At 59.6% G+C, this 23,564-nt stretch carries 19 protein-coding genes; 15 read left to right on the forward strand and 4 right to left on the reverse strand.

The window, feature by feature from the left end; genetic code table 11:
- The first annotated feature begins 5 nt into the window (after positions 1 to 5).
- The 11 genes from mqo (at position 6) to V1289_RS33030 (ending at position 14,471) form a co-directional block, all read left to right on the forward strand.
- Entirely contained in the window at positions 6 to 1,580 is a 1,575-nt protein-coding gene (gene mqo, locus V1289_RS32980) for a malate dehydrogenase (quinone) (protein ID WP_334402295.1), read from the forward strand.
- Between the two features lie 28 nt (positions 1,581 to 1,608).
- Positions 1,609 to 3,033: a class II fumarate hydratase gene (gene fumC / locus V1289_RS32985; protein WP_334402297.1), complete on the forward strand. Its 1,425-nt coding sequence runs from the start codon at positions 1,609 to 1,611 to the stop codon at positions 3,031 to 3,033.
- A gap of 227 nt (positions 3,034 to 3,260) precedes the next feature.
- A complete protein-coding gene (locus V1289_RS32990) occupies positions 3,261 to 5,237 on the forward strand; it encodes an FUSC family protein (RefSeq protein ID WP_334407776.1) in 1,977 nt (658 codons plus the stop codon).
- A complete protein-coding gene (locus V1289_RS32995; protein WP_334402299.1) occupies positions 5,234 to 5,437 on the forward strand; it encodes a DUF1656 domain-containing protein in 204 nt (67 codons plus the stop codon). Before V1289_RS32990 ends, V1289_RS32995 begins: the two co-directional genes overlap by 4 nt.
- A 7-nt stretch (positions 5,438 to 5,444) precedes the next feature.
- Positions 5,445 to 6,434, forward strand: coding sequence for an HlyD family secretion protein (locus V1289_RS33000; RefSeq protein ID WP_334402302.1), 990 nt, complete (start codon positions 5,445 to 5,447; stop codon positions 6,432 to 6,434).
- Between the two features lie 172 nt (positions 6,435 to 6,606).
- On the forward strand, positions 6,607 to 7,974 hold the full coding sequence (pcaB, locus tag V1289_RS33005) for a 3-carboxy-cis,cis-muconate cycloisomerase (protein ID WP_334402304.1): 1,368 nt from the start codon (positions 6,607 to 6,609) through the stop codon (positions 7,972 to 7,974).
- Positions 7,975 to 8,468: 494 nt separating this feature from the next.
- Positions 8,469 to 9,305 carry an alpha/beta fold hydrolase gene (locus tag V1289_RS33010; protein ID WP_334407777.1) on the forward strand — a complete coding sequence of 279 codons (837 nt, stop codon included), beginning with the start codon at positions 8,469 to 8,471 and terminating at the stop codon, positions 9,303 to 9,305.
- 617 nt (positions 9,306 to 9,922) lie between these two features.
- Positions 9,923 to 11,134 (forward strand): 5-aminolevulinate synthase, encoded by a 1,212-nt coding sequence (gene hemA, locus V1289_RS33015; protein WP_334402305.1) that lies wholly within the window; start codon positions 9,923 to 9,925, stop codon positions 11,132 to 11,134.
- Positions 11,135 to 11,211: 77 nt separating this feature from the next.
- Positions 11,212 to 11,736 carry a flavodoxin family protein gene (locus tag V1289_RS33020; protein WP_334402307.1) on the forward strand — a complete coding sequence of 175 codons (525 nt, stop codon included), beginning with the start codon at positions 11,212 to 11,214 and terminating at the stop codon, positions 11,734 to 11,736.
- A 3-nt stretch (positions 11,737 to 11,739) separates the two neighbouring features.
- Positions 11,740 to 13,587, forward strand: coding sequence for a 2-oxoacid:acceptor oxidoreductase subunit alpha (locus V1289_RS33025; RefSeq protein ID WP_334402309.1), 1,848 nt, complete (start codon positions 11,740 to 11,742; stop codon positions 13,585 to 13,587).
- Positions 13,584 to 14,471, forward strand: a complete 888-nt coding sequence (locus V1289_RS33030) for a thiamine pyrophosphate-dependent enzyme (protein WP_334402311.1) — start codon at positions 13,584 to 13,586, stop codon at positions 14,469 to 14,471. Before V1289_RS33025 ends, V1289_RS33030 begins: the two co-directional genes overlap by 4 nt.
- A gap of 65 nt (positions 14,472 to 14,536) precedes the next feature.
- On the opposite strand, the gene V1289_RS33035 is transcribed toward V1289_RS33030, so the two are convergent.
- From V1289_RS33035 to V1289_RS33050, 4 genes are all read right to left on the reverse strand, one after another.
- Positions 14,537 to 14,824 (reverse strand): ATP-binding protein, encoded by a 288-nt coding sequence (locus V1289_RS33035; RefSeq protein ID WP_334402313.1) that lies wholly within the window; start codon positions 14,822 to 14,824, stop codon positions 14,537 to 14,539.
- Positions 14,825 to 14,840: 16 nt separating this feature from the next.
- On the reverse strand, positions 14,841 to 15,884 hold the full coding sequence (locus V1289_RS33040; RefSeq protein ID WP_334402314.1) for an FUSC family protein: 1,044 nt from the start codon (positions 15,882 to 15,884) through the stop codon (positions 14,841 to 14,843).
- Positions 15,884 to 16,456 carry an isochorismatase family cysteine hydrolase gene (locus V1289_RS33045; RefSeq protein WP_334402316.1) on the reverse strand — a complete coding sequence of 191 codons (573 nt, stop codon included), beginning with the start codon at positions 16,454 to 16,456 and terminating at the stop codon, positions 15,884 to 15,886. Before V1289_RS33045 ends, V1289_RS33040 begins: the two co-directional genes overlap by 1 nt.
- Before the next feature lie 692 nt (positions 16,457 to 17,148).
- Entirely contained in the window at positions 17,149 to 18,027 is an 879-nt protein-coding gene (locus V1289_RS33050) for a LysR family transcriptional regulator (RefSeq protein WP_334402318.1), read from the reverse strand.
- A 747-nt stretch (positions 18,028 to 18,774) separates the two neighbouring features.
- On the opposite strand from V1289_RS33050, the gene V1289_RS49920 reads away from it, so the two are divergent.
- From V1289_RS49920 to V1289_RS33065, 4 genes are all read left to right on the forward strand, one after another.
- The gene (locus tag V1289_RS49920; protein WP_442896099.1) at positions 18,775 to 18,885 is read left to right on the forward strand and encodes a DUF3050 domain-containing protein; all 111 of its coding nucleotides are present in this window, start codon (positions 18,775 to 18,777) and stop codon (positions 18,883 to 18,885) included.
- Between the two features lie 322 nt (positions 18,886 to 19,207).
- Positions 19,208 to 19,978, forward strand: coding sequence for an alpha/beta fold hydrolase (locus V1289_RS33055; RefSeq protein WP_334402320.1), 771 nt, complete (start codon positions 19,208 to 19,210; stop codon positions 19,976 to 19,978).
- Between the two features lie 674 nt (positions 19,979 to 20,652).
- Positions 20,653 to 22,218 (forward strand): cytochrome-c peroxidase, encoded by a 1,566-nt coding sequence (locus tag V1289_RS33060; RefSeq protein ID WP_334402322.1) that lies wholly within the window; start codon positions 20,653 to 20,655, stop codon positions 22,216 to 22,218.
- Positions 22,219 to 22,803: 585 nt separating this feature from the next.
- A complete protein-coding gene (locus V1289_RS33065) occupies positions 22,804 to 23,376 on the forward strand; it encodes a cysteine hydrolase family protein (RefSeq protein WP_334402324.1) in 573 nt (190 codons plus the stop codon).
- Positions 23,377 to 23,564: the final 188 nt, after the last annotated feature.

Raw genomic sequence — 23,564 nt, forward strand, 5'->3', positions numbered from 1 at the left:
TTCCCATGTCCACCTTCAGTAATTCGGATAGTCCCGACGTCGTTCTAATCGGCGGCGGTATCATGAGTGCGACGCTCGGGATCTTCCTGAAGGAGCTCGAACCGTCGCTGACTGTCGCCATGTTCGAGACGCTTGACGACTGCGCACAGGAAAGCTCGGAGGGCTGGAATAACGCTGGAACCGGCCACGCCGCCAATTGCGAACTGAATTACACACCCCAACGCAAAGACGGTAGCGTCGATATCTCCAAGGCGCTCGAGGTCAACACCGAGTTCGACCTGTCGCGCCAGCTCTGGTCGTACTTAGTCAAAAAGGGCGCAATCTCCGACCCGCGCGCTTTCATACACCCGTGCCCGCACATGAGCTTTGTCTGGAGCGCTGGTAATGTCGCGTTCCTGCGCGAGCGGTTCAAAGAAATGTCCGCCCACCACTGCTATTACGGCATGGAGTACAGCGGGGACCGCAGTAAAATCGCTGAGTGGGCGCCGCTCATCATGGACGGGCGGGGTGACCAAGAGCCGTTCGCGGCAACCCGCATCGTCACCGGCACCGATGTCGATTATGGCGCGCTGACCCACCTGCTTGTCAAACACCTGTCTGATCAGCCTGGCTTCGACGTTCACTATAATCGCGAGGTCGTTGGTCTGGACCGCGAAGGCGACGGACGCTGGCGCGTATCGGTCAAGGACACCAATGATGGGGGCCTCGTAACCGTGTCGGCCAAATTCGTCTTCATCGGAGCAGGCGGTGGCTCCCTGCCGCTGCTGCAGAAGTCGAGAATCCCCGAGAGCAGAGGTTATGGTGGATTCCCCGTTAGCGGCATTTGGCTGCGCTGCGATGTCGACACCGTCAGTCAACGCCATCATGCCAAGGTCTATGGCAAGGCCGCCTCGGGCTCGCCTCCAATGTCGGTGCCGCACCTCGACACACGCATCATCGGCGGCAAACACTCGCTGCTGTTCGGCCCTTACGCAGGATTTTCCACGCGCTTCCTCAAGCGAGGTGCAATTACCGACCTGTTCACGTCACTGAGCTTCGTCAACATCATCCCGCTGCTCGACGTGGCACGCGACAATATCGAGTTGTCGGAATATCTCATTGGTCAGGTCCTGCAGAGTTCGAGCCATCAGTTTGCGACCCTGAAGCAGTTCTTCCCGCGCGCCGTGAAGACCGATTGGAAAGAGGCCGTCGCCGGGGTACGCGTGCAAACCATAAAGCCGCACCAGAGCAAGGGTTGGCCCCATCACGAGGTAGGTGATCTTGAATTCGGCACCGAGCTGGTGGCGGCGAAAGACAAGTCGATCGTGGCGTTGCTGGGTGCTTCGCCGGGAGCCTCTACGGCTGCGTCCATCTCGATCGACGTGCTCAAGAAATGCTTTGGAAACGAGCTGACCGAAGGCGCCTGGTTACCTCGGCTAAAAGCGATCATCCCGACATACGGGATTGATCTCAAGACCGACGCGGATGCTTGCCGGCGCGCCCGCGCTGAAACGGCGCTAGTGCTCAAGATCAACGACATCTCAGCAGCTCCAGATCCGCAGTGTCCGCCGGCTCGCGAGAAAGATCCTGCCCATAGGTAGCTTTACGCAGCAATTCCAGGAGAGATCCATGGTCGAGATGAGAAAAGAGACCGATAGCCTCGGAGTGGTCGACGTGCCGGCGAACAAGCTATGGGGTGCACAGACCCAGCGGTCGCTCGAGCACTTCAGTATCGGCACGGATCTGATCCCCCGCGAGATGATCACCTCCTACGCCATCCTGAAGAAGGCCGCCGCCACCGCGAACCACATCGGCAAGCGGCTTGACGATCGGCGATATAAACTGATCGTTCAGACCTGCGACGAAATCCTCGCCGGCCAGCACCACGACGTGTTTCCGTTGCATGTCTGGATGACGGGCAGCGGCACCCAGTTCAACATGAACGTCAACGAGGTGATCTCGAACCGTTGCTGCCAGCTCGCCGGGACCCCTCTCGGCAGCCACGCCCCGGTTCATCCCAACGATCACGTCAACATGGCGCAGTCCTCGAACGACTCGTTTCCGTCGGCCATGTATATCGCCGCGGCCGTCAACACCAAACAGCGCCTTATTCCCGCGGTCACCGCGCTACGCGACGCGATTGCCACGAAATCGCAGGCATGGAGCGACATCGTCAAGATCGGGCGAACCCACATGCAGGACGCAACGCCGCTAACCTTGGGCCAGGAGTGGTCCGGGTACGCCGGAATGTTATCGGACGATCTAGACCGGATTGAAGCAGCCCTGCAAGGCGTGTATCGCCTGGCACTCGGTGGCACGGCGGTCGGAACCGGCATCAACTCGGCACCGGGCTTTGCCGAAGCGGCGGCTGCCGAGATTGCCGAGCTCACCGGGCTGCCGTTTATCACCGCGCCGAACAAATTCACTGTGCAGGGCTCCCACGACGCGCTGGTTCAGCTCTCCGGAACGCTGCGCACGTTGGCGGTGTCACTCTACAAGATCGCAAATGACATTCGCCTCATGTCATGCGGACCGCGCGCCGGATTTGCGGAATTGGAAATCCCGGAGAATGAGCCGGGCTCCTCGATCATGCCGGGCAAGGTCAATCCGACCCAGTGTGAAGCGCTGACAATGATTGCCGTGCAGGTTATGGCCAATGACGTCGCGGTAGGCTTCGGTGGTGCCGGTGGTTACCTCGAGATGAATGTCTACAAGCCGCTGATGATCTTCAACATCACCCACTCCATCACGATCATGACCGACGGCTGCGTGAACTTCCGGAAGTTCCTGATCGAGGGCACCAAGCCTAACCTGAAGAAGATCAATTCATACGTCGAGCGCTCGCTGATGCTCGTCACGGCACTTTCCCCGGTCATCGGCTACGATAAGGCGTCGAAGATGGCCCACTACGCCATGGACAATGATGTCACATTGAAAGCCGCGGCATTGAAACTGGGCTTTGTCACGGAGGCCGAATTCGACCGGGTCGTCGATCCGAAGAAAATGGTGAAGCCCTATGTCGCAAGTGACGCACCTGCCCGCAGCGCGGGCTGACACACGATGTGCACGAGGAGCGGCCGGCACGATCATGAATGGGCGGACCGACAAAGTCATCGATCTCACGCGGTCGAATCTGTGGCGCTAATTTTGATGCTTCCGCGCTATCGGGAGGACTAAAGATGGTGGACACCGTCGACAAGGGCGCGCTGGCGCCGGACCGGAAGGCGGTTAGCCGATGGGAGGCGGTTTTGGCGAACGCTGCGCGGACCTCCGGCCCGCCGATGCTGTTCGGTCTGCGACTGTGGGCCTCCGTCTGTCTTGCTCTCTACGTCGCGTTCTGGCTGGAACTCGACAATGCTTCCTGGGCCGGCACGTCCGCGGCGCTGGTGTGCCAGCCGCTTCTCGGCGCCTCGCTGCGCAAGGGATGGTTTCGCATGATCGGCACCTTGGTGGGTGGGATCGCGATCGTGGCGCTGACGGCGTGTTTTCCGCAGAACCGCACTGGTTTTCTCGTCAGTCTTGCGCTCTGGGGCGCGGCCTGCGCGCTTGTCGCCACGCTCTTGGGTAATTTCGCGAGCTACGCAGCGGCGCTGGCCGGCTACACGGCTGCGATCATTGCCGGCGATGAACTCGGCGCCATCGGCGGCCCCAACGGCGAAGCCTTCACACTCGCAATCACCCGTGTGAGCGAGATCTGGATTGGTATCGCGTGCGCCGGAATCGTCCTTGCCGGGACGGATTTCGGCGGTGCTCCACGGCGGCTCGCGGCGCTGCTCGGGGCCCTGTCAGCCCAAATCGCAAGCAGGTTCGGCTCCGCATTGACACTGGCCGGATCGGCGTTGTCTGACATGCAGCCGGTTCGACGCGAGCTCGTACGGCAGGTCATCGCGCTCGACCCTGCGATCGACCATGCGATCGGAGAATCCTCGAGGCTTCGCTATCATTCGCAAGTGCTACAGGCGGCAAAGGACAGCTTGTTTGAAGCGCTGGCCGGTTGGTCGGCCGTGGTGTGGCGGCTCGCGCGCTTGCCGGATGACGCAGCTCGGCAGGAAGCCGATGCTGTGCTGAACAGCGTGCCACTGGAGCTGCGGTCCGTGCCGTCGCAGGGCCATGCGACGCCTTGGGTGACCGACCCAAGCAGGATGCGCCAGCTGTGTGACGCGGCAGTGCGGCGGCTGATCGCCATGCCGGCCGGTACGCCGTCGCTACGGTTGATTGCCGACCAAACCGCCCGATTGCTTGCTGGCTTGTCGAATGTCCTTGACGGACTGGCGTTACTGGTCGACGACTCTGCCCGTCACCAAGGTCGCCGCCGCCGCACAAGACTCCACGTGCCCGATTGGGTGCCGCCGCTCATAAATGCTGGGCGCGCATTCGTGGCCATAGGGGCGGTCGAGGTTTTCTGGATTGTGACCGCTTGGCCAAACGGCGCGTTGGCCATCACCTTTACGGCGATTTCGGTCATCATCTTCGCGCCGAAAGCCGATGTGGCCTACGCGGTAGCGATGAGCTTCACGGTGGGGGTAGGGCTTGCCGCGGTTTGCGCCGCAATCGTTGCATTTGCGGGCTTGCCGAATGTAGAGACCTTCGCCGGCTTCAGCATCGTGATCGGACTCTTTCTGGTTCCGGCGGGTGCCCTGATGGCCCAATCATGGCAGGCAACGATGTTTGCCGCCCTGGCCGGCAATTTCGTGCCGCTGCTCGCGCCGGCCAACCAGACGAGCTACGACACCGTGCAATTCTATAACGCCGCGCTGGCGATCGTTCTGGGCTGCGGCGCTGCGGCCCTGTCGTTTCGCCTGCTGCCGCCGCTGTCTCCGGCAAAGCAGAGCGAAAGGCTGCTGGCGCTGACCTTGCGCGACCTGCGTCGCCTCGCGACGGCTGCCGTGCAGCGGTCACCAGACGATTGGGAAAACCGTATGTACAGCCGCCTCGCGGCTTTGCCAGACCAAGCCGATCCGCTGCAGCGGGCGCAGCTCTTGGCGGCACTGTCGGTCGGGACCGACATCATCCGCCTTCGCCACCTCGCACCCCAATTGGGCCTGGTCTCGGAGCTCGACTCTGCGCTCGAGGCCCTTGCGCAGGGGAACAGCGTTACTGCAACCGCGGGGCTGACCACACTCGATCAACGGCTTGCCTCACTCGGGCAAGGCAACCCGCAGACATCGTTTGTGCTGCGAGCGCGTGGCCGAGTTCTGGCGATCTGCGACGCTTTGGTCCGACATCACTCTTATTTTGACGCAGGAGCATCAATTTGAAGTTCGTCGAGGTCAATCTGCTCGGCGTCTACGTTGCGCCGATCTCCGTGATGATGCTGGCGGCATGGTGCGTTACCATGGTCTTGCGCAGGGCCGGGGGCCGCTTTGGCTTGCTGGCCTACGTCTGGCATTCGGCGCTGTTCGTTTTCTCGGTGTATATCATCGTGCTGTCGACAATTGTCCTCGCCGTTTCACGCTGAGGTCGCCATGTCTGATCCTGAAACCAAAATGTTCGATGCTGAAGCCCAACCGGAGAGTAAGAATGGTGATCTTCACGCCTTCTGTGCCGTCCGGCCAACGGCGCGCAACATGCACAGGGCGCCGATCCGAATTATCCCACTCCTGATAACGCTCGCGACGACCGGGTGTGCCATGGTACTCGGGTGGGCGATGTGGGACGCGTATATGGCGGCGCCATGGACACGCGACGGCACGGTGCGCACCTATGTCGTCACCATGGCGCCGGAGGTCGCAGGACGCATCGTCGCGCTATCGGCGGCCGACAATCAGTTCGTGCACAAGGGCGATTTGCTGCTGGTAATCGATCCGACCAACTACAAGATCGCCCTTCAGTTGGCCGATGCAGCGGTCGATCAGGCTCAGGCCACGGCCCAGAATGCACAGCGCGAGGCAGAGCGCCGGCGTAAACTCGACGACCTGTCAGTCTCGGTGGAGCAGAAACAGATCTTCAACGCGAACGCCGTCGCGGCCCAGGCGCAATATCAGCAGGCAGTCGCCAACCGCGATCAGGCCAAGGTTAACCTGGAGCGCACCCAGATCCGTTCTCCGGTGAACGGCTGGGTGACCAATCTCCTGGTGCAGCTGGGTGACTATGCCACCGTCGGACAGAACGAGATCTCGATCGTCGACGCCGATTCCTTCTGGGTCGATGCATATTTTGAGGAAACGCAACTTGCCTCCATGCAGGAGGGCGATCCTGCCGAGATCAAATTGATGAGCTACCGCCAGATCGTTCGCGGCAAGGTCGGCAGCGTCGCGCGCGGCATTAACGTCTCAAACGCGCAACCAAACCGGCAGGGGCTTGCCATGGTGAACCCGATCTTCACTTGGGTACGCCTTGCTCAACGTGTGCCGGTGCACATCGAGATCGATCGGGTGCCTGATGGAGTTCGTCTGGTCGCCGGTATGACGGCGACGGTCCAGGTCGATGCGCTACCTGGGCGGCCGTCGAATTGAGCAGCCGGCTTGCCGACCCAGAGCTCAAATTGGCACGCTTGCCGGCCCACGGAATGGGCCTCGAAGTGCGCATCGCAATGAAAGACCGTGTCACGTACTCAGAAGTATGAGGTATCAATCGGCATCCAAAAAGTGATCCCTGATCTGCGTCCATATCGACAGGAGACTTCGAATGCCAACCAGCGCGATCGACTCGCTAGTATTCCGCAATATGTTCGGCGACCGAGAAGTTCGGCAGATCTGGTCGGACGAGTATCGCACGCAATGCTACCTCGACTGGGAAGCGGCGCTCGCGCGTGCCCAGGCGGGACTTGGTCTCATTCCACAGGACGCCGCCACCGAGATCAACCGCGTCTGCAAAGTCGAAAATATCGACTTCTCCAGGCTCGAGGAAGAATCACTCAACATCGGCTATCCGGTGCTGGGTGTCGTCCATCAGATCAGCCATCTGTGCCGTGGTGACGCGGGCAACTGGTGCCATTGGGGCGCGACCACGCAGGATGTCACTGATTCAGCCACCGTCTTCCAGATCCGTGCCTCTTTCGACATCATCGCGAACAAGCTGGACGAAGCGATCGCCGCTACTGCCAACCTAGCCCGCGATCATCGCGACCTGCCCATGGCGGGCCGCAGCAACCTTCAGCAGGCGGTGCCGATCACATTCGGCTTCAAGATGGCAAGGCTGCTCGCCACCTTCCTGCGCCATCGCGATCGTCTCAAGGAGATCCGGCCTCGCATTGAGGTGTTCGAATTTGGGGGCGCCTGCGGCACGCTCGCCTCGCTGGGCGAAATGGGTCTGGCGGTCCAGGAGGCGCTCGCGCGCGAACTCGGCTTAGCTCAGCCTGATATTGCCTGGCACACGGAGCGTGATCGTATCGCCGAGGCAGGCTGTTTTCTAGGTCTCCTGACAGGCACGCTCGCAAAGTTCGCGACCGACCTGAAGTTGATGATGCAAACGGAAGTCGGCGAAGCCAGCGAGCCGTTCGTAGCCAACCGCGGGTCCTCTTCGACTATGCCGCAAAAGCGCAATCCGATCTCCTGCGTCTATATCACGGCCTCCGCGGCATCAGTACGGCAGTCGGTAGCAGCACTGCTCACCGCCATGGATGAGGATCATGAGCGCGCCACCGGACCCTGGGAAATCGAATGGATCACGCTGCCCAGCATCTTCACGCTGGCGGCCGGTGCGCTCAATCAGGCCGTGTTTGTCCTTAAGGGTCTTGAGGTGCATCCTGACCGAATGCGGGCAAACCTCGAAGCCACGCACGGGCTCATCGTGTCGGAAGCCGTGATGATGGGCCTCGCCCCGGCGCTCGGCCGCGACGAGGCGCACGATCTTGTCTACGACCTTTGCCGTAAGGCGCTGGAGCAGAATCGGCCGCTGGCAGACTTGCTCGCCGAGCAGCAGACCGTCATGGCGCACCTCTCTCGAGACGAGATTCAAGCATTGACCGACCCGGCGAACTACCTCGGGCTCGCGGGCGTGATGACCGATCAGGTGCTCGCCTTCGTTCGCATGCAACATCTCGTTCTGTTTTAAGGAGATAGACCATGCGCATCGCGAGGAATCTTCGGTCCTGCACCCCAATGTTCACGGTTCCATCGGTCGCAGAGAAATAATCTGTCGAGAGAAGAGCAACATGACAATCGAAACGCTCGGGGACATCGAGTGTGCGGTAGTGCACATCGCGGAGACCTCCAGCTCACACGCGGAGAAGCTTCATGACGTCGGCAGCAGAACTCAAACGCCTCATCGGCCAGCGCAAAGCCATCACGGTGCCCGGCACAGCGAACGCGCTGTTCGCGCGCGTGATCCAGGATCTCGGGTGTCCGTTCCCAGTGCTCGATACCCCGCAAATCCAGTTTTCAAGGAGCTCGATGAAGCCGAACAACGAAAGCGATAGTGGCAGCGCCATCCCGACGGACAGCCCTTGCCATCGGCGCCGCAGTCGCCGCGGCGCCGCTGCTCTCCCCCATCACCGCAACCGCTCAATCCAGGTGAGCCATTCCACCCAAGAACAAGGAGCCGAGACCATGACATTCGCAACGACTAAGGACGGGACACAGATTTTCTACAAGGATTGGGGGCCGAAGAGCGCCCAGCCCATTGTCTTTCATCACGGATGGCCCCTGAGCTCGGACGACTGGGACGCGCAGATGCTGTTCTTCCTCGCTCAAGGCTACCGCGTCGTCGCCCACGACCGCCGGGGTCACGGCCGTTCGTCGCAAGTTAGCGACGGTCACGACATGGATCATTATGCAGCGGACGCCTTAGCCGTGGCGGAACACCTCAACCTGAAGAACGCGGTCCATATCGGCCATTCGACCGGCGGCGGCGAGGTCGCCCGGTATGTTGCGAAGTATGGACAGCCGCAAGGCCGTGTCGCCAAGGCCGTTCTGGTCAGCGCCGTTCCGCCGCTCATGCTCAAGACCGAGAGAAACCCGGATGGTACCCCGATCGAGGTGTTCGACGGCTTCCGCGAGGCGCTGGCCGCCAACCGCTCGCAGTTCTTTCTCGATGTGGCCTCGGGCCCGTTCTATGGCTTCAATCGGTCGGGCGCGAAAGTTTCGCAAGGCATTGTCCAGAATTGGTGGCGCCAGGGCATGATGGGCAGCGCTAAGGCCCACTATGAAGGGATCAAGGCCTTCTCGGAGACCGATCAAACGGAAGACCTGAAAGCGATCGCGGTGCCGACGTTGGCAATGCAGGGCGACGACGATCAGGTCGTCCCCTACAAGGACGCGTCATTACTTCAGGCCAAGCTGCTCAAGAACGGCACGCTCAAGGTATACCCGGGCTTTCCACACGGCATGTGCACGACGAACGCAGACGTGATCAACGCGGATCTGCTCGCTTTCATACGGTCGTAATTGCCTTTGCCGAACCGGCCCCCGCCGGTTCGGTTGCAACACCATCTTCGAATAGTCGGGCCAACAGCCTCGTCGCTTTCTGGCAGGGCCGCATGGATCTCGCGGCGCGTCCCATTTGCATTTGGAGAAGACCAATGCGGTCAGACGTAAAATTCAACAGCGCGGGATTGAAGCTCGCTGGCAAGGCTGCTCGCCACCGTCCTGCGTCATCGCGATCGTCTCAAGGAGATCAGGCCTCGCATTGAGGTGTTCGAATCTGGGCGCGCCTGCGGCACGCTCGCCTCGCTGGGCGAAAAGGGTCTGGCGGTCCAGGAGGCGCTCGCGCGCGAACTCTGCTTTGGCGGTCGCGCTAACCAATTCTAACACATTCTAACGCGACGTGAGCGGACCCAGTCGGCTATCTTCTCGTTGTACGCGAGAGCTCGCTCTCGATGCAGGCCGCGAACGGCAGCGTGGCAGATAAGCGCGAGCTTGGCCGCAGGGTATGCATGGTGCGGTCTTCATCCGCCTCCAACTATCGACGTGTGCTGAATGCAGGTGTCCTGCTCCCGTCAGCTATTCAACACGCAAAAAGAGGGCGACTCTCTGGAATGGATTGCGGTTAACGGAAGATCGTTATGAACTACGAAGCTCATTTTCACCGTCAACTTGAAGTTCTTCGTCACGAGGGTCGCTATCGCCTATTCGCCGACCTAGAGCGCAAGGTTGGCGCGTTTCCCCGTGCCAAGCATCACCAATTCGGCCGCGCTGGCGAAGTAACCGTGTGGTGTTCCAACGATTATCTTGGGATGGGCCAACATCCCGTGGTGCTCGCGGCGATGCACGAGGCACTGGACAGCAGTGGCGCGGGTGCTGGTGGCACGCGTAACATTGCTGGCACCAACCACTTTCATGTGCTGCTGGAACGCGAACTAGCCGATCTGCACGGCAAGGAAGCCGCGCTTTTGTTTACGTCTGGATATGTGTCGAACATGGCCTCGCTCAGCACGCTGGCCTCGCACATGCCAGGCTGCACGATCTTGTCGGACGAACTCAATCACGCCTCGATGATCGAGGGTATCCGGCACAGCCGTAGCGAAACGCGGATATTCGACCATAACGATCCGCGTGATCTCGAACGAAAACTGTCCGATCTCGATCCGGACGCGCCGAAGCTGGTGGCCTTCGAGTCGGTATACTCCATGGACGGTGATATCGCCCCGATCGCGGAACTCTGCGACGTTGCGGACGCCCACAATGCCATGACCTATCTCGACGAAGTGCATGGCGTGGGGCTTTATGGCCCGAACGGTGGCGGCATCGCCGACCGTGAGGGCCTGAGCCATCGTCTCACCGTGATCGAGGGCACACTGGCAAAGGCCTTTGGCGTGATCGGCGGCTATATCGCGGCGTCCGCCACGATCTGCGATTTCGTCCGCAGCTTCGCCTCCGGATTTATCTTCACCACATCGCTGCCGCCCGCGATAGCTGCTGGTGCGCTGACCAGCATTCGCCATTTGAAATCGAGCTCAGAAGAACGGGCGCGGCATCAAAACCGGGTGGCGCGGCTGCGTTCCCGGCTCGATGAAGCCGGCGTCGTGCATCTCAACAATCCCAGTCATATCGTGCCGGTCATGGTTCGTGATCCGGTACTGTGCAAGAAGATCAGCGACATACTGATTGATCGCTATGGCATTTATGTCCAGCCAATTAACTATCCGACGGTGCCGCGAGGCACCGAGAGGCTGCGGATTACCCCGTCCCCGCATCACACCGACGCCGATATCGAACATTTGGTACAGGCGCTGGTGGAGATATGGGCGGACGTTGGTTTGGCCAAAGCAGCGTAATCCATCGAGCGGCTTGGAAGCTTCTATCGATAAAGTAAGCCAGCCGGGAACTGTCACCGGGTAAGCAAAGGTAAATCGTGAATAACATCGCCAATACCGCCGAGGCTGTGCCGCACTTCATTCAGCGTCGGTCCCTCCATGTCGTCTTTGCCTCGACTAGCGGTCACACGGCGTACGTGGTGGAGGCGCTGATCGATTCTTTGAAGAGCACTACCCCCAGCTGGGAGATCGAGGAAACGATGGCCGAAAAAGCGCAGCCACAGGATCTGCTAAGCGGAGATGTTCTTCTGCTCGCTTCCTCGACCTGGAATACCGGGGGCATCGAAGGACAATTGAACCCACACATGTGGGTGCTGCTCCATGGCAAGGCGAAGACTCTGGACCTGGCCGGCAAACCGTGTGCGTGTATCGCGCTCGGGGACCATCGATACTTTTACATGGCGCGAACGGCGGATCATTTGCAGAACTACGTCGAGGCCCATAATGGTCGGTTGGTTGTTCCAACGCTTAAAATCATAGACGAACCCTACGGCCAGGAGGAGGCAGTAAGAGTTTGGGGCAAACAGTTGGTGGATGCTTCGTTGCCGGCAGATTGGTCTTAGGCGATGTCTCGCATCTCTCTCAAAATCGTCGGCGCTTCCGGACAGGGAATAAACTCAATTGGCGCGATTATCGCCAAAGGTCTCAAGAGATCCGGATATTGCGTGTTCGGCTATCGCGAGTATCCCTCGCTCATCAAGGGCGGGCATGCGAGCTATCAGGTCGACATCTCGAATCAGCACATCCGCAGCACCGAAACCAGTGTGAACCTGCTTGTCGCGCTCAATCACCACGCACTCGAACTGAACATGGAGGAACTGAAACCGGGAGGGATCGTACTGCACGTGACGCCCGGGTGGCAGTTTCCGGAGCATCACCAGAAGCTCATCGCGGAGCGAAATCTTCACGTCATCTATTTCCCGGTTGAAGATATTCTCAATCGCCTTGGTGCGGCGGCAATTCTGTCGAACGTGCTGCTGACCGCCTTTGTCTGGTCCATGCTTGACCAGGATATCGAAGCCCTCAAGTCCCTCGTCGGAGGGAAATTCGCGAAAAAGAAAGCGCTGCTCGAACTCAACATGCGATGCATCGATGAGGGATTTTCCTTTGTTGATCCAGAGCAGGGGACGATCTCCGTCTCGTTGCCGCCGCCTGACAAAGGCTTTGCCAGCCATCTTCTGATTACCGGCAGTCAGGCGATGGGACTGGGCGCGGTTCATGCGGGGGTGCGGCTCTATGCCGGCTACCCGATGACGCCCTCAAGCCCGCTGCTGTCGTTCATTGCCGAGTTCGAAAACAAGAGTCACATGGTGGTCAAGCAGGCCGAAGACGAAATCACCGCCGCGCAGATCGTGAGCGGGGCGATGTACATGGGAACCCGCGCGCTCACCGCGACCTCCGGTGTCGGATTTGATCTCATGAGCGAGACACTGTCTCTCAACGCCATGATCGAGAATCCGACGGTGTTTGTGCTCGCGCAACGCCCCGGTCCGGCGACCGGCCTGCCGACCTGGACGGCCCAAGGCAGTCTCTTGCAGGCCGCGAACTGCTCGGCTGGCGAATTCACGCGCTGCGTAATCTCGGTCAGCAATAGCCAGGATGCATTCGATTTGATGCCGGTCGCATTCAATCTGGCAGAGCAGTATCAAATCAGTGTCATTGTCCTCACCGACAAGCAGATCGCCGAGGCGCTCTACACCCAACACCCCTACGATCTGGAAAAGGCCGAAATTGATCGTGGCCGGCTCGTCGTCGATCCCGACAAGCTGAAATTCCTGAAATCGTCTGATCGATTTGACCCGCACGCCAAGGGCGGCGTTTCGTTGCGATGGCTTCCCGGCAGTGACGCGGCGACCTATTGCGCCCAGGGCGATGAACACAATGCTGTGGGCGCGGTGGATGAGTCCAGCCTGAATACCAGGTTGCAAATGGAAAAGCGGTTGCGGAAGTTCCATGGATTAAAAGCGGTGCTGCCCGCACCTCATTTGAGCACCGGCGGTCGCAGCGCGAAGACAGCCGATTGGATGGATGCAGGCGACGAAATCGAGTTGCTCGCGATCGGTTGGGGAAGCACGGGCGACGTATTGCAGGATGTCATGCGTAGCGATGAACTGCGGGGGCGGAAGATTGCGTATTTGCACTACACGTATCTCTGGCCGCTCCGCACCCAGGAGCTTCAGAGACTGGTCAAGCGGTCCAAACGCGTTGTCCTGGTGGAGCAGAACTATCAGGGGCAGCTGGGCATGCTGATCAGGATGGAGTGCGGTCTGGATATCCCGGACAGAATTCTCAAGTACGACGGCCGGCCGTTTTTCTACGATGAGCTGCTTTCGTCGGTCCTGGAGCGATGCGCGAATATTTCGGAGAGCGAAGCGAAGTTTCCCGGTTTCGAGCATGCAGGTGCCTCATCATGAATATCGCTCCGCAGACCCGCACGCCCGCTGTTTCCGAGTACTATTCGGAAACCAAATGCATCTGGTGCGACGGTTGCGGCAACTATGGCATTTGGACGGCCGTGAAGTATGCGCTGGTGGAATTGAATTTGCATCCCTGGCAGGTTTGCCTTTGCTACGATGTCGGTTGTAACGGCAACGGCTCGGACAAGATCGAGGGCTATCGCTTCCACGGGCTCCATGGCCGTGTCATCCCGTTTGCAGCAGGCGCCAAGCTTGCAAATATGAAGGTGCCAGTCATCGCCTTCGGCGGGGATGGCGCAACGTTCTCGGAGGGTATCGGGCATCTAATCCATGGCGTGAGGAGCAATTATCCCTTCACGTTCGTCCTGCACAACAACACAAACTTCGGGCTGACGACCGGGCAGGCGAGTTCGCTCACGCCACAGGGCCAGCCCATGAACACGAGCCCCAACGGTATCCCCGAGCATACGTTGGCGAGCATGGAGCTGATCTTCTCGCTCAATCCCACCTTCGTTGCCCGTGGCTTTAGCGGTGACATCAAATTGATGACCCGCATTCTCAAAGCCGCCATTCAGCACCGCGGCTTTGCCTTCGTCGAGATGTTGCAGGCGTGTCCGACATACAATCACTTCGCGACGCACGGCTATCTGCTCGACAGGTACTTCGATGCAAATGCCGATGGTCACGACCCGAGCGATTTGCAGCAGGCGAGGGCACTCGCTACGCAGGTTCAGGATCGAATCGCCTGCGGCATTCTCTATCAACGTGACGACATTCCCGATTTTTATAACCGGCTAATTCCGCGGCAAGGCCTGGAAACGGCCTGCGTGGAGGAGGTGCGGAGGTATGATGTGAGTGAGTATTGGAAGGAACTGGTGTAAGTAGATTTTAAACGCTGGAGCGGACACTCGACGAGGCGTGGGCTCGAAAGGTACAAAGCGGTCGATCACGGATGGCGGCTCAGTCGGCGGGGATCGTAAACTGAAAGAGCGCCCCCCGGCTCGCACCTGGTCGCCCACAGCCGCCCATCATGGGCTTCGATAATCGAGCGGCTGATCGAGAGGCCCAGGCCCATGCCGTCCGGCTTTGTCGTGTAAAAAGTTTCAAAGAGACGCGAGAGGCTCTCCGGGCTCAGCCCCGGGCCGGTGTCCCGCACCGCGACGCACACGCCCTCAGACTCGATACTCTCGGTGCTGATGTGTAATTCGCGGTTGCCGTCCCGAACGCCATGCATCGACTGGATGGCAGTGTCACTCGGGCGGCTGTCCCCTTGACGCCCGCAGCTGTCCAACAAGCGTCAAGCCGTGGATGCCAAATACGAAGGCTAATCCGATCACCCCGCCGAGCACGACGTTTTCGACGCGCTCCACGGCGAACGCAATGGACTGATCGGCGTCGATTATAGCAAGCGCGACGAGCGCGCAGCGTAGGCCGAAAGCGAGCGGGTATCGCCGGAATGCCACTAGGGACAACACCGTGCCAACGGTGGCCAGTTCTATGACGATGCCATTGTGAGGCATCAGGAATCCTAGGCTTACGCCGATCGGAACGCCTACGAAGGCGCCAAGGAGGCGGTCGCCTAGCTTTCGTCTTGCGCTTGCGGCATCGCCGGTCACCACACTCGCCGCGGACCATATGACCCATTGACCGTGTTCTACATGGCGCCACTCCACAAAGATCGACGCACAAGCAACGGCAAAAGTAACCGCGACCATGGCCTCGGCAAAGGAGGCCGCGACACCGTGGTCGACCACCCGACGGCGAAAGCGGGTGAGGTGCCGGATGTGGCTGACCCCAAGATCGCGGTCGCGCACGTGTTCTGCCGCGGCCAGGGCAATCACCGGGAGCAGAGCAGCAGCTATATAAGGGAGGAAGGACAACCCACGCTCTAATAGAGCGGCGCGCGGAGTCCCCTCGGCCGCTTTGCAAGCCAAATAAAGCGCGGGGATAAAGGTGAAATTGCCGAGAGATCTAAGCTTGTCGCCCTTGGCGGTAACAAGGATCGACGCGCCCGCCATCGCCGCGGTCGCGCCGACGAACGCCGGCGGCGTCGAAATGGCGGCCAAGAGTACGAGAAAACCCACGGCGATGGCGACGCCATGCAGCGCGACACCAAGCGGCGCGAGGTTCGTTTTTTCCATGACGATGAAGGCTGAACCCGATACGATCGCCGCCTCGAGCCAAATCGGCTGTCCAGAAGCGGTCGCGACGGCGACAAGCGGTGCCAGTACGAGGGCGGCGTGCATCACCGTTCTCGTTTCGAACTCCTCACCGAGATTGTGAGTCCAGGCCATCAAAGCGACACCAATTCCTCGACATCGACGACCCTCGCGATTTGGCTCAGCAGCTTCATCGATTCTTGATGTTCTTCCTCCGTTGCGGCGGCGCAGGCGTCCTCAACAATGACCACTTGGTAATCTCGGTCGTGAGCGTCGCGCGCGGTCGCCTGAACCGCCCATGCCGTGCTGACGCCCGCAAGGACGAGGCGCTGGACCTTGTTAGCTCGGAGCGCCGCTTCCAGATCGGTGCAGTAAAAGGCGCTGACTCGTGGCTTCACCACGATGACATCGGCGAAATCAGATTCCAGATCAGGATGAAAGTCGGTGCCTCTGGTGCCAAGTTCGATGGCGCCGGCCTTATTCGCGTTGCCGAAAAAAGGCGAATCCTTCGGGTGGTTCACGTAGCCGGGTGCAAAGCCGACCTTGACCAGCACGGTTAGCCAGCCCTTGTCGCGGGAGATGTGGAGCGCGCGGTTGACGTTGGCAATGATTGACCGCTTCAGCACCTGGCTAGAATTCCGGGACAGCTTTCCGTCCGGATGCACGATGTCAAAGATGTAGTCCAATCCGACAAAGGCTGTTTTCATGATCGTTCCTTTTCTGATGGGGAGTGTCGCCTCCGCGACGTTTGATCCCGTTCGTAGGTATCGATGTGCTTGGCGCACGCTCTATTTTTTGGTGATAAGACGCCAGCTAACGTGAACAGGACGGCGGGTGCTTTGAGAGGCGGTGTGACTTGGTATGAAGCTCGCTATGCACCCGTGCCGTTTCTCTTGTCCCGTGCATCACCGTCTTCGCTGTACTCATAGCTTGTCTGTGGTCAAGCGGTCTCCGTGCATCCAAACGTGGACGCGTGCGTTGGTTATGTCCAATATATGATGCTGGCGAACGCGATAGCTTTTGTAGATGGCGAGATGATCTACCTGGCAAAGCCTCGCGGGGGCTCTTTGGGATCAATCCAAATCAGCAGGTACGCGCCGGCAGCAGTGTTCGGATGGCTGGGAGCGTTGCCCCGTTGCTATCGTCAAATTAGAAACGTACAGATGACGACAGCCGATTCGTCCGCTGCAATTGGTGCGCTCGAATAAGCTTCGTTGGAAGTTTCAAGAATGAGCATGCAAAATCATTGGCGCGGGGGCTGCGCCCGGCCGGCGAAAAGACATCAAGGCAACGCCTCGGCTGGCTGCTCGGAACGGGCCGGCTTGACGGGCCCTGTAACCGACATTGGTGAGCTGCATCAGCATCATTCGATGAGGACACCGGTGGGCGGCAGATCGCGTCAGGAAATGGCTCGCGCGATGAAATTGCGCACCACGGGCGACGTCTCTCCTCGCCGGAAGGCGAGAGCAAGCCCTGTCGTCGGCGGCTGGCCGGCAATCTGCCGATAAGCGATGCCCGTCACGCGCACTTGCATCATGGACGCCGGGACGATCGATACGCCGAGCTCTGCGGCCACGAGATTCACGATCGATGTAAAGTGCGGCGCGACCTGGCCGAGAATAGGCTCGAAGCCGGCCTTTCGACAGGCGTCGACAACTGTGTCGTAGATCATCGGAGCGATTTCCCGCGGGAACAGCAAAAACGGATCATCCTTCAATAGTGCGAGATCGATCTCTCGCTGACCGGCAGCGGAGTGACGCTCGGGAAGGGCGACTACCATCGGCTCCTCCGGGAGCCGGCGCAGCTGCAGCTCTTCGGTACCGGACGTGCCTGGTCGCAGGAACACGGCATCGAGCGTTCCCTCCTGCAAGCCGATAACGAGCCGTGTCGTATTGGCCTCCTCGAGCGTGAGATAGATTTCGGGATAGGCGCGGCGAAAGGTACGGATCGCCGAGGGTACGACGACGTTGAACGTCGCCGTTGAGGTAAAGCCGACACGTAGCGACCCCAATTCGCCGCGCGCCGCGCGTTGCGCCGCCATGGTCGCCCTTTCCGCGAACAAGGGCATCTCCTTCACACCGGCCAAGAACGCCTTGCCGGCCTCGGTAAGCTCCACGCCGTGGGGCACGCGATGGAACAGCGCTGCACCGATCTCTCCTTCCAGGTCCTTGATCTGCTGGCTGAGCGGCGGCTGGCCGATGCCAACCCTGGCCGCCGCCCTCGTGAAATGCCGCTCCTCGGCGACAGCCAGAAAATATCGGATGTGGCGCAGTTCCATGGCCATCTCCCAAACAGATCACAATTGCCTCTATCACATATTGGACCAATGGGGGCACAGTTCTATGTTTTGGGGCAGTACTGGGCGCTTTTTCCGAAGACGCTCTCGTCAATGATCAGGTGCAGCACGGCTGGGGAAAGCCGGCCATCACGAAGTACGCGAAGGGAGATCTCATCGGAGAGAGACTGACGATGAACGTAACCAAGGCGATCGATCAATATGGGAACTTCATTGTGACGGCTAACGTCGACGGCAACCGCCACTGTGATCAGCGAACCTCATCCAACTGGGGCTCCGTTTGGAGTCGATGCGTCGCCCAAAACGCGCGTTCTCGGCGACACGACTAGCAAAATCTAACAACTTCAAACTCGCTTACTTCGCAAGATCACGCGACGTTCTCAATCGGATTTGTTCAATGCCTCGCGCGACGCCTGCGCGTGCAACCAGGTTCTTCGAGCTCGCCCGCGGCGCCTACGAAAGCAATAGGAGAACATCATGACTTCATTCAAAACTCTTGCCGCTCTGGCGTTGTTGTCGGCGGCGGCGAGTACGCCCGTTTTCTCAAGAACATTGGAGAGGCAAGCACGTCACAACTACGCTTCGTCAGGAGTTGCCAGCCATTCCTGGTGCCTCCACAACTATTCAGCGGACGCGATCGATTGTTCTTATGTCGACCGAAGCCAATGTGCCGCAACAGCAGCAGGAGGGCTAGGCCAATGTGAGCTCAAAGCCTTTTGAGCAAATTGTATGCGCGGGGCTGCGAGATCACCCATCTACGCGGAGATTGCTTCCGTCGACGATGTGAGCCGATTCTTGGAAGATCATGTCTTCGCCGTCTGGCATTTCGGCGCATGCTGAATAGTAGCAAAGGGCAAGTTTCACGCAACGTGGCTCGGCTGGACGGGCCATTTACCGCTCCGCGTATCGACACTCATTACGTCGCCACTGAGTTCGGGGTGGCAATCCTTCTGTTTCGATCGCGTCCTATCTCGGAGGCTTCAGGGGAAGGGACCGGCAGAGCGAAATCAGAACCAGCGGACAGCAGTCAGAACCGCATTGATGTGCGGCCCCGGGTCAAACTCACCCTTAGCTAACTCAAACTCTCCCAGTAGCCAACTCCAACTTTACGCAAAGGAGAACTTCCATGAATAACCACGACGGTCTTCAGCCGAGGCATCCAATGAATCGACGCATGTTCGTAAGCATGGTGGCTGCGGGGGCGGCAAGCACTCTTATCCGGGGTAGCGCCGCCGCTGCACAGCCGGTGCCGAAGGCCCGAAACGTCGTCCTGGTGCACGGGCTATTCGCCGACGGGTCATCTTGGTCCGAGGTGATCGCACGATTGCAGGCAGCGGGCCTCAATGCCACTTCCGTGCAAAACCCTCTGACAACGCTGCCTGAAGCGGTGGCCTCGGCAGAGCGGGTGCTGGCGCGACAGAATGGTCCGACGGTCCTGGTTGGGCATTCCTTCTCCGGAATGATCGTGACAGAGGCCGGCATGCATCCGAACGTGTCGGCTCTTGTCTATGTGGCGGCGCGGGCGCCGGATGCGGGCGAGGATTACACGGCGTTGGCCAAGACATTTCCGGCGCCACCGGCGTCCGCCGGGATTGTCTTCGACGGCGATGAAGGGCGTCTCAGCGAGGCTGCGTTCTTGCGCGATTTCGCGGGCGACCTGCCGGAAGCGAAGGCCAAGGTCCTCTATGCGGTCCAGGAGCCGTTCCAGAAGACTCTGCTCGCGGGCAAGACGACGCATGCGGCCTGGCGGTTTAAACCGAGTTTCTACGCCGTCTCGACGGAAGACCGGACGATCAATCCCGATCTCGAACGCTTCATGGCCAAGCGGATGGGCGCCAAGACCATCGAAGTGAAGGCGAGCCATCTCTCGCTGATCTCTCATCCCGACGAGATCACGCGGTTGATCCTGGAAGCCGCCGGACAGCCCGACTAGGCGGTGTTGTCGTGCACGGGCTGTTTGCCAAGGTGTTGCGGCGACAGTCCGGACGACGGGTCTCAAGTGAGCGAATCCTAGCGAAGAAGGCATATCTGCTACGGCCAGCCCATATTCCACAAAAGTTGATCGCCTTTTCCGTCCGAGCAACCTAATGATTTTCCCCTCTTTCCAACGGCAGAGGCGTTTTACCGCTCGGGCTCGACCTTTTGGCGACGGTACACATCCTTTTGGCTACTCCTCAATCGAATCGTGTTCTTTGTCATTCCGGTTGTCGCGACGATGGTCCCGGTCATCGGCTTCGCGCCTCCCCTTTTGGAAATGGCTGCACAATCTTCGTATCGACCAATTGCACCGGGCTTTAGGGGAGCTCGAACACGAACTTACACAGGACGCAGACAAGTCGCGATTCGCGGACTATCGGACACGTCTCGCCGAAGTTGAATTCGCCGTGCGGTCGCTCAAGGTTGCGCGCTCGTTCGAAGTCAATCTACACCGTCTCTGGATCCATCTGCGCATGGTTCAAGAAGAAATTAGCCGAATGGGGGTTGGAAATTTGATGGCCCAATCAACGCAATGTTGAAGGGGTGTTACTGTCCTAGGTGGCGTGGATGCCATAGAACGCAACATACAACCGGGCATTCGCATCCGCGAGTTCCGTGCAGGAGCCATCGATGCTGATCTCCGCTTTGTTCGCATTCTGCGGTCCGATCGGCCAGATGTCGATTGCGAGAACTCGCAAATGGATCTATCGCGCGATCGCGCATGTAATGATCCGAAGAGTTGGGGCTTGCGTGGCCGTTGTTGCCTGCATGTCTATGGCGATCCCCATCCTTTTCGCGCGGGATAGCTCAGAACCGTTTTCGCCGGCGACTCTCGCCGAGATTGCCCGTGTGGAGGCCGATATAGATCGGATCGAAGCAGATACTTTGAAGCGCCTGACCACCGTCCCCGACAATCAGGTCCAGCAGATCGAGTTGCTCGGTAAGCTGATGCTGTTCGACAAGGAGCTTTCGGTCAATCGCAACGAGGCCTGCGCATTCTGCCACACGCCTGAAACCGGGTTTACCGGACCAGTCTCTGAATTCAATCGGACCACCGGCTCATATCCCGGATCCGTCCGGACCCGTTTCAGCGAACGCAAGCCGCAGACCCACACCTATGCGCCGCTGGCGCCGGTGTTGCACTACAATGAGGGCCAGGGTGATCTCGTGGGCGGCAACTTCTGGGACATGCGCGCGACCGGGCGACGTCTTGGCAATCCCGCGGCCGAACAGGCCGAGGGCCCGCCGGTCAATCCGACAGAGATGGGACTTCCCGATACCGCATGCTCGGTGTATCGCGCCTCACTCAGACCCTATCGGGGCCTGTTCGAGTCCGTGTGGGGTGCGCAGGCTTTCGCGATCGCGTGGCCCGCTAACGTTGAGCAGGTCTGCAATACGCCGGGTCCGCCGCCGTCCGACGATCCCGCGCCCGTGCATCTGAGTGCCGTGGACCGCGGTCGAGCCGCTGCAACCTTCGATCAAATGGCGCAATCAATCGCTGGTTACGAAGCCTCGCACGAAGTCACGGCATTTTCCTCGAAATATGATGCCGTGCTCGCTGGCAAGGCACGGTTCACGCCGGAGGAGCAGCAGGGCAACGAGATATTCCGCGGGAAGGGACGATGCAACGAATGTCATCGCGACGGCGGCCCCGGCGAAGATCCCTTGTTTACGGACTTTACCGCGAGCAATATCGGGACGCCGGCCAATCCGAGCCTTCCTTACTATTCCGAAAACCTGCCGGACGATCGCGGCTACGTCGCAAACAAGGATGGGTCCGGATTCGTCGATGGAGGGGTAGGGGCCTTCCTGCTTAACGGCCATCCGCTCAGTCAGCCGTCGGCCGTCGATGCGCGCTGGAAGCCATTGGCAGCGCAGAATCGCGGTAGATTCCGGGTGCCGACGCTGCGTAATGTCGACAAGCGGCCTTCGCCGGACTTCGTCAAGGCGTACGGTCACAACGGCTACTTCAAGAGCCTGAGGGAGATCGTCCATTTCTACAACACGCGCGACGTACTGCCGCGCTGCGCGGCGCACGATCCCCGCGAGGGCACGGGTTGCTGGCCGGCGCCGGAGACCACCGAGAACATGAATACGAGCAAGACTGGGCACCTGGGTCTGACCGATCAGGAAGAGGACACGTTGGTCGCTTTCACGCAAACGCTTACCGACGGGTATGCACCAACCCAGAAATAGCTGCTGCGGCAATTCGTCGAGCTATTGACGTCGTTAGGCTACCCTAACGGGCCGCGGCTGGCTCCTCGGAGTTATACGACTTTGGACAAGAGGATGGGTCGCCGGTGATGCTCGCAAAGCAGTGGCCGCTCCAGCTTGCTAGATAGACGTCCCCGTTGTCCGGGTAGCATTCGGCGCCTTGGTCGAAGGCAGTTGCTTCGCACTGCGCCTTGCTCGTAAAGCTGCAGTCTGCGCCGCCATGGTCATGCAACAGGCAATGGCCGCGCGGCGGAGCCGGCGTCTCGGCTGCGTCAGAATCCGTCGTTGCAATCAAAGTTGCAATACAAACCGCTATCGGTGTCATAAACGCTTTTCATTGAGCCTGCGCGGAGCAGACTCCGTGTCCTCAGTCGTCCGAATGGCGGTCGCGCTAACCAATTCTAACACATTCTAACGCGACGTGAGCGGACCCAGTCGGCTATCTTCTCGTTGTACGCGAGAGCTCGCTCTCGATGCAGGCCGCGAATGGCAGCGTCGCAGATAAGCGCGAGCTTGGCCGCACCGCTACGTTCTAACCGCGCCACCGACCAAACCGAGGAGATGCCTTTGAGGACCGCCTTCGTTGGACTGGATTACATAGTCGATATCGTCCACCCAAGCGGCAAGCTCGTCCAAAAGGGCGGCCATCCGCTCGACGGCGAAACGATCGCCCGGGTCAACCGGATCATATCTTTGTCTGGTGAGAAAAATTGGCTCAAAATTCTCGTCAAAGTGGGGTTTGTGCCCGGTTATGTAAATCTGCCCAAGCAATCACCTTTCTTCGGGGCAGTCCAAACGCTTGGAGCGTTGGAGCTGGGCAGTAACGGTACCGATTTTCATCCCGATTTGCGAGCTGATCTCGTTGATATGATCGTCCAAAAACCGAGAGTCAGCGCATTCTATTGCACGAGCCTGGAGTCCGCACTCCGCGCAAACAAGATCGATCGGCTTGTGTTAGCGGGGGTCAGTACGCCTTGGGCCGTGCAAGCAACCGCGCGCGACGCTCATGATCGAGACTATTCGGTGGTAATTGTTGAAGACGCTTGTGCGGCGGCGTCGCAAGAGGCTCATCGCGAGTCGATAGGGCTATTGAGCCGAATTGCCCAGATCATAAAAACCGAAGAGCTGATCCAACTATAGGCCCCGAGGCTTATTCCGTGAGGCGATTCGACGGACCGGAGCGAATGCGATCTCGGGAGTCGCGCTCCGGGGAGACAAGGATGGCGAGAGAACATATTCAGGTCCTGCGCAAAATGCTGAAAAGCGATCGAGGCGTCATCCTTCCAGGAGCGCCGAACGCGCTTGCCGCCCGCGTGATCGCTGACCTC

It is taken from the genome of Bradyrhizobium sp. AZCC 2289, from assembly GCF_036924615.1.
In the GTDB taxonomy this organism is placed as follows: Bacteria; Pseudomonadota; Alphaproteobacteria; order Rhizobiales; family Xanthobacteraceae; genus Bradyrhizobium.